This window comes from Paracoccus ravus (assembly GCF_004522175.1).
GTDB classification, from domain to species: domain Bacteria; phylum Pseudomonadota; class Alphaproteobacteria; order Rhodobacterales; family Rhodobacteraceae; genus Paracoccus; species Paracoccus ravus.
The window spans coordinates 43,493-50,282 of the sequence record NZ_SDEB01000027.1; the positions used below are offsets into that span (position 1 = coordinate 43,493).

The window sequence follows — 6,790 nt, forward strand, 5'->3', positions numbered from 1 at the left end:
CAGCCGGAATGGACGAGAAAGGGCTGCACGGCCCGGGGCAATATCGCACCGGGATGATTTGAAGGAGAGACGGTATTATGGCTACCGGCACCGTTAAATGGTTCAACGCCACCAAAGGCTATGGCTTCATCGCACCCGATGATGGCGGCAAGGACGTTTTCGTCCATATTTCGGCCGTCGAGCGTGCTGGCCTGACCGGCCTGAACGACAACCAGAAAATCGCCTATGAGCTGCAATCGGGCCGCGACGGCCGCAGCTCGGCCTCGGATCTGAAGCTTCTCTGAGCTATCTGCCCGACGGCGCTTTCTCACGGCCCGCGATTTCGCGGGCCTTTTCCGTTCCGCAGCCCCCGTGCAGCTTCACCCCCTCTTTTCGCTCCGGCCCATTGGCCCTATCTCGCGCTTCTAGGCAAGAAGGGTGGCAGCATGAATCTGGCTGAACATGTATTGGCGGCAGGGCTGAACGCTCCGGATCGTCTTGCCATGTCGATCATCGGGTTGAGCCGCGCCGATCGCTGGTCCCATGCGCGGCTGCGGCAAGCCGTCTTGGGGACCGCCACCGGGCTTCTGGGCGCAGGTCTAGAGCCCGGAGACCGGCTGCTGATGCGGCTGGGAAACAGCGCGGCCTTTCCGGTGACTTTCCTCGCCGCGATCACTGCGGGGATCGTGCCGGTCCTGACCTCGGCGGCGCTGACCGCGCCCGAGATCACCGCCATTGCTGCGACCATCCGGCCCAGGCTGATTGTCGCGGATGAGGGCATCGCTTTGCCCGATCATCCCGCCCCGGTCCTGAACGCCCGCGCGCTTGCCGGTTTCGACGCGCTGCCCGCCGCCACATTCGCCCAAGGTGATCCCGAGCGGCTAGCCTATATCGTGCTGACCTCGGGGACATCCGGCGCGCCGCGCGCGGTCTGTCATGCCCATCGCACGATCCTTGCTCGGCAGTTGATGTTCCAGGGGTGGTACGGCCTTACGGCACAGGACCGCCTGCTGCATGCCGGGGCATTCAACTGGACCTTCACCTTGGGGACAGGGCTTCTTGACCCTTGGACCATGGGCGCGACCGCACTGATCCCCGCGCCCGGTATCACGCCGGAACAGATCCCCCTGATCGCATCGCGCCATGGGGCGACGATCCTTGGCGCAGCACCCGCGATCTATCGCCGGATGCTGCGGGCGAATTGGCAGCCTTGGACCGCTTTGCGCCACGGCTTGACGGCAGGTGAACGCCTCGACCCGCAATTGCGGGCGGCTTGGCGCGCGCGCACGGGCACCGAACTGCATGAGGCCATGGGCATGTCGGAATGCTCGACCTTCCTGTCAGGCAGCCCTAACCGCCCCGCCCCCGAACGCACGGTTGGCTATCCCCAGCCCGGTCGCCGCGTCGCATTGCTGGACGATCAGGGCGCGCAGGTCGCCCCCGGCGAGGCAGGCACCATCGCCATTCATCGCAGCGATCCGGGCCTGTTTCTGGGCTATCTCGACCAGCCCGAGGAAACCGCCGCGTGCCATAAAGGCGACTGGTTCCTGACCGGCGATCTGGCCCGGAGCCGCGAAGATGGCGCGTTTGAACTTCTGGGCCGCAATGACGATATGATGAACGCCGGCGGCATCCGCCTCTCGCCCGGCGAGGTCGAGGATTGGCTCGCAACCCTCCCCGAACTCGGCGAGGTCGCCGTGACCGAATTGTCCCTGGACGGAGGCCGCAGCATCATTGCCGCCTTCTGGACCGGAGCCGCCGCACCCGAGACGCTGCGCGCCCATGCCGAGGCGGGGCTTGCACACCACAAGCAACCGCGCGAATACATCCGCCTTGAAACGCTGCCCCGCACCGCGACGGGCAAGATCAACCGCCGCGCCCTGCGCGAAACCTACCGCAAGGACCGCCCATGACCGCTCAAATCCGCCTTGATATTTTCGCCGACCCGGTCTGCCCTTGGTGCCTGATCGGCAAGGCCGAGCTTGACCGCGCCCTCGAAAGCCGCCCGAACCATCCCTTTGCAATCACTTGGCAGCCCTATCGGCTTGACCCGCAATTGCCGCAGGCCGGGATGGATTATGTGGCTTACATGAAAATGAAATTCACCGACGAGAAAGGCATCCTCGCTGCGATGAAGCCGGTGATGGAGGCCTCGGAACGGTTGGGGCTCTGGATCAACCCCTCGCTGATCGAGCGGGTGCCGAACACGCTGAACGCCCATCGCCTGCTTTATTGGGCGGGGCTTGAGGGCGCGCAGACTCCGGTCATGTCGGGGCTGATGCGGGCACATTGGCGCGAGGGCAAGAATATTTCCAACCCCGATGTGCTGGTCGCGATTGGCGAAAGCGCGGGCATGGACGGCACGATGATCCGCCGCCTGCTGGCGACGACCGAGGATCGCGATGAAATCGCCTCGCGCGAGATCCATGCGCGACAGCGCGGCATCAGTTCCGTCCCGACTTTCATCGTCGCCGATACCCATGTCGTCTCGGGCGCGCAGCCCGCCGCCTTGTGGCAAAACGTCATCGACGAGCTGACCGGGGCGGCCTAGGTCTTTTTGTCGCGGCAAAGCGGGCGGCTTCGGGGTTACGACATCGGCGCGGGGGGATTATCTGCTATCCTCCCAATTCCAGAGCCGGAGGAATCGCCAATGACCCGCTTCGCCGCCCCAATCGCAGAACAGATCTGGGACATGAAATACCGGCTCAAGGAGGCCGAAGGACAGGCTCTGGACCTTTCTGTCGAGGATAGCTGGCGGCGTGTCGCGCGCGATCTCGCCCGCGTCGAGAAAGACCCCGCCGCATGGGAAGATCGCTTCTATGCGGCGCTTGAGGATTTCAAATTCCTGCCCGCCGGGCGCATCCTTGCGGGTGCGGGCACGGGTCGCGATGTGACGCTCTTCAATTGCTTCGTCATGGGCACGATCCCCGACAGCATGGCGGGCATTTTCGAGATGCTGAAAGAAGCCGCGCTGACCATGCAGCAGGGCGGCGGCATCGGCTATGATTTCTCGACCATCCGCCCGCGCGGGGCCGAGGTGAAGGGCGTCGCCGCCGATGCCTCGGGGCCGCTTTCTTTCATGGATGTCTGGGACGCGATGTGCCGCACCATCATGTCGGCAGGCTCTCGCCGCGGCGCGATGATGGCGACGATGCGCTGCGACCATCCCGATATCGAGGCCTTCATCGCCGCAAAGCAGGACAGCGCCCGGCTGCGCATGTTCAACCTTTCGGTGCTGGTCACTGATGCCTTCATGCAGGCGGTCAAGGATGACGGGCCGTGGGACCTGCAATTCGAGGGCAAGGTCTTCCATACCGTGCAGGCCCGCGATCTGTGGAACCGGATCATGCGCGCGACCTATGACTATGCCGAGCCGGGCGTGATCTTCATCGACCGGATCAATCAGGCCAATAACCTGAACTATGTCGAGAATATCTCGGCGACCAATCCCTGCGGCGAGCAGCCATTGCCGCCCTATGGCGCCTGCCTGCTGGGTTCGGTGAACCTCGCGCGGCTGGTCGATGATCCCTTCACCGCCAAGGCCAAGCTGAACCCCGAACGGCTGGACGAATTGGTGCGCACCGCGATCCGGATGATGGATAACGTGGTCGATGCCTCGAAATTCCCGCTGCCGCAGCAATTGGCCGAGGCCCAGGCCAAGCGCCGCATCGGCCTTGGCGTCACCGGGCTTGCCGATGCGCTGCTGATGCTGGGCCTGCGCTACGGCGCGCCGGATGCGGTCGAGCAGACCCGCGCCTGGATGAAGGCCATCGCCCGCTCGGCCTATCTCGCCTCGGCGGATCTCGCCAAGGAAAAGGGTGCCTTCCCGCTGTTCGACGCCGAGCCCTACCTGAAATCGGGCTTCATGTCGCGGATGGATGAGGATGTCCGCGACGCGATCCGCGAGCATGGCATCCGCAATGCGCTGCTGACCTCGATCGCGCCGACCGGGACGATCTCGCTTTACGCCGGCAATGTCAGCTCGGGGATCGAGCCGGTCTTCGCCTATGCCTATACCCGCAAGGTGCTGCAGAAGGATGGCAGCCGAACCGAGGAAGAGGTCGTCGATTACGCCGTCCAGATGTGGCGCGACCTCAAGGGCGACGCGCCCCTGCCCGATTACTTCGTGAACGCCCAGACACTTGCGCCGCTCGATCACGTCGCCATGCAGGCGGCGGCGCAGGAATGGGTGGACAGCTCGATCTCGAAGACGATCAACTGCCCGGAGGATATTTCCTTCGAGGATTTCAAGGACGTCTATCTGGCCGCCTGGGATCAGGGCTGCAAGGGCTGCACCACCTATCGCCCGAATGACGTGACCGGCTCGGTCCTGTCGGTCAGCGAAAAGACCGAGGCCGCCCCCGAGGCCGATACCGGCGCGGATGTCGTCTATCTGACCGAGCCGCTGGACCGCCCGGCGGCGCTGGAGGGCGCGACCTATAAGCTGAAATTCCCCGGCAGCGAGCACGCCATCTACATCACCATCAACGACATCGTGCAGGCCGGCCATCGCCGCCCCTTCGAGGTCTTCATCAACTCGAAGAACATGGAGCATTACGCTTGGACCGTGGCGCTGACCCGGATGATCTCGGCGGTGTTCCGGCGCGGCGGAGATGTCTCCTTCGTGGTCGAGGAACTCAAGGCCGTTTTCGATCCGCGCGGCGGTGCATGGATGGAGGGGCGCTATGTGCCCTCGATCCTCGCCGCGATCGGCGGCGTGATCGAGCGCCATATGATCGCCACGGGTTTCATTGCGGGCGAGGGCATGGGCCTGAAATCCGATCCCAAGGCCGAGGTCATGGCGGTGGGCGAGCGTCCGCGCGGCCCAGCCTGCCCCTCTTGCGGGCAATTCGGAATGCGTATGATCGAGGGATGCATGACCTGCCCCTCTTGCGGCCATTCGAAATGCGGCTGAGAGCGTTGGGGGCGGCTGTGGCGACAGGCAAAACAACGCCATTTCTGCGATTTTTCCGCCATTCTCCAACCAATTCGTGACCATCGCACGAGGGCCCTCGGGTTTCGACGAAATCGCATTTCTGGCCCGCAGGCGGGCTCACCTTCACACGGACAGCAAACGGGATTGTGGTGGAAGTTGCAGCGGGCTGCCTCCGACTGAACACCGGCAGCACGCAAATCAGCAAGCGCATCCCAGAAAGCAAAAAAGGCCGCGGAGCAATCCGCGGCCTTCTTGATGGCACAAGATGCCCGATCCGGCCCTGACGACCGCGATCAAGCGTATATGTTGGGCCTTAAGCCCGCAGCGCCTGTGCGACATGTCGCTCTGCCATTATACGCGCCCAGAGAATGTCCCGCAGGTGGCTCATCCGACGGCTTCTTCCGAGCAAAGGGGCGAGTGCTTCACCGCGCGGCGTGAGATGGCGCAGCTCGACAATATCGCCAAGCTGGCCGAGCTCGGAATCGAAGCGCCCGTCGCAATAGCTGCTGCAGCCGGTGGTCTCTTCATCGACCGCGACCTCGAGAAGGCGCTGCATCGTCGCGAGATTGGCTGCAAAGCCATCTCCGAGAGGAGGTCCCTCGATCAGCGCCTGAGCCGCCGCACGGAGCTGCCGGAGATCATTTTCAGGCCAAAGCTCGGGTTGCGACGCAAGATCGTCGGCGACTCCCTTCGCCGCAAGCAGAAGATCGGCACAGATGTCGAGTGGAGTTGAAGCTTGTCTCATGGGATCTTTCCCCTGTTCTGGCCAGGGGGGGCGCCCGACCTTCAAGCCGCCGCCCACTCGGGCGGCGACGCTGTGTGGGTGATGCCGCGCCCGTAAGTGGAACCGCCTGCGCGTCCGCGGCGCGGTCGTCCTCCATCCTGGCCAGCGCTTCGAGAAGGTCCCTCAGCCGGTCTGCAAGCAGGCAGATTTCTTCGACTTCGCGACTGCCCGGGTCGAGCATCAGGCAGTCGTCCCACACCTCCGGCTCCAGACCTAGCGGGTCGAAGGTGAGAAGGCGGTGCAGCGCCAAAAGCTCCGCCTTGGCATGCCGCGTCAGACGGTTTGCCTCGCGCAGTTCGGTCACGAGGCGGAGCACGCGCCGACGCGCCAGCTCGCCGCCGATCAGGCCCGAGGCATTCATCATCGCAACGCGGTGGTCATCGAAATGGGTGCGGACGGCCTCAAGCTGCGCGTCGATGCAAAGGCTTTTCCAGTTGCGATTGAACATGGCGTATCTCCTTCGAATGCCCCGTCGATCGTGACGGCGGTCAAGCAGCGTGATTTCTGAGTTCGGTTCTCTTTCGTTGGTCTATCTGTCTGTCTTTCTGCCCTCTCGCCCTCTCGCCCTCTCGCCCTCTCGCCCCGCGCGCCGCCGACTTTGCGGGGTAGAGGGCGAGAGGCAGGGATACGCATCCGGCCCGTCTCCTTCGACGATTGCGCTTTGACTCCACCGCTCGAAGGTGTGGTGCTTTGCCTTTCGAAATGAAGATTGGCTATTTTCGTCAGGACGAAGAAACTCGCCCGGGGGAAAAAGCTAAGATTTTAGAGATCCGATCCGCCGGAAGGCGCGCGATTCCCATTGCGCCGGATCGGACAGGGCAGCGTCAGGGCATGGCCTGCGAGGTTGCAACGCCAAGGCGCCTGTGGAACAGCGCACTATTCGACAGCCCATCTCCGCTCCCGGCCAGACCCGCCCTGGATGCGTTTCAGAAGTAGCGATACCGCGCCGCAGTCTGACGCGAAGGAGCGGTAATCCTCCCCGTTTTAACGGGGCGCAGAAGTAGACCTCAGGCAGCCATTTTCAGTTTCTGGGCGGGTGTGATGCCGCCGATGCCCATGTTGGGGCGCTCGTTGTTGTAAGTCCATAGCCA

6 protein-coding genes are annotated in these 6,790 nt (G+C 63.8%); all 6 read left to right on the forward strand.

The genetic code is table 11. The annotated features are described in order from the left end of the window. Positions 1-77: 77 nt before the first annotated feature. A complete protein-coding gene (locus ESZ60_RS17200) occupies positions 78-284 on the forward strand; it encodes a cold-shock protein (protein WP_011747293.1) in 207 nt (68 codons plus the stop codon). Positions 285-425: 141 nt separating this feature from the next. Further along, positions 426-1,892: a class I adenylate-forming enzyme family protein gene (locus tag ESZ60_RS17205; protein ID WP_134681950.1), complete on the forward strand. Its 1,467-nt coding sequence runs from the start codon at positions 426-428 to the stop codon at positions 1,890-1,892. After that, a complete protein-coding gene (locus tag ESZ60_RS17210; protein WP_134681951.1) occupies positions 1,889-2,530 on the forward strand; it encodes a DsbA family oxidoreductase in 642 nt (213 codons plus the stop codon). The genes ESZ60_RS17205 and ESZ60_RS17210 overlap by 4 nt, the downstream gene beginning before the upstream one ends. Before the next feature lie 99 nt (positions 2,531-2,629). After that, the gene (locus ESZ60_RS17215; RefSeq protein WP_134681952.1) at positions 2,630-4,894 is read left to right on the forward strand and encodes an adenosylcobalamin-dependent ribonucleoside-diphosphate reductase; all 2,265 of its coding nucleotides are present in this window, start codon (positions 2,630-2,632) and stop codon (positions 4,892-4,894) included. Positions 4,895-5,180: 286 nt separating this feature from the next. Beyond that, positions 5,181-5,648, forward strand: coding sequence for a hypothetical protein (locus ESZ60_RS17220; protein WP_134681953.1), 468 nt, complete (start codon positions 5,181-5,183; stop codon positions 5,646-5,648). A gap of 289 nt (positions 5,649-5,937) precedes the next feature. Beyond that, a complete protein-coding gene (locus ESZ60_RS17225; RefSeq protein WP_134681954.1) occupies positions 5,938-6,207 on the forward strand; it encodes a hypothetical protein in 270 nt (89 codons plus the stop codon). Positions 6,208-6,790 lie beyond the last annotated feature (583 nt).

Excerpts from the sequence above, each read along its gene's own strand:
- ESZ60_RS17200 (WP_011747293.1), top strand. The coding sequence starts at position 78 with ATGGCTACCGGCACCGTTAAATGGTTCAACGCCACCAAAGGCTATGGC.
- ESZ60_RS17205 (WP_134681950.1), top strand. The coding sequence starts at position 426 with ATGAATCTGGCTGAACATGTATTGGCGGCAGGGCTGAACGCTCCGGAT.
- ESZ60_RS17210 (WP_134681951.1), top strand. The coding sequence starts at position 1,889 with ATGACCGCTCAAATCCGCCTTGATATTTTCGCCGACCCGGTCTGCCCT.
- ESZ60_RS17215 (WP_134681952.1), top strand. The coding sequence starts at position 2,630 with ATGACCCGCTTCGCCGCCCCAATCGCAGAACAGATCTGGGACATGAAA.
- ESZ60_RS17220 (WP_134681953.1), top strand. The coding sequence starts at position 5,181 with ATGCCCGATCCGGCCCTGACGACCGCGATCAAGCGTATATGTTGGGCC.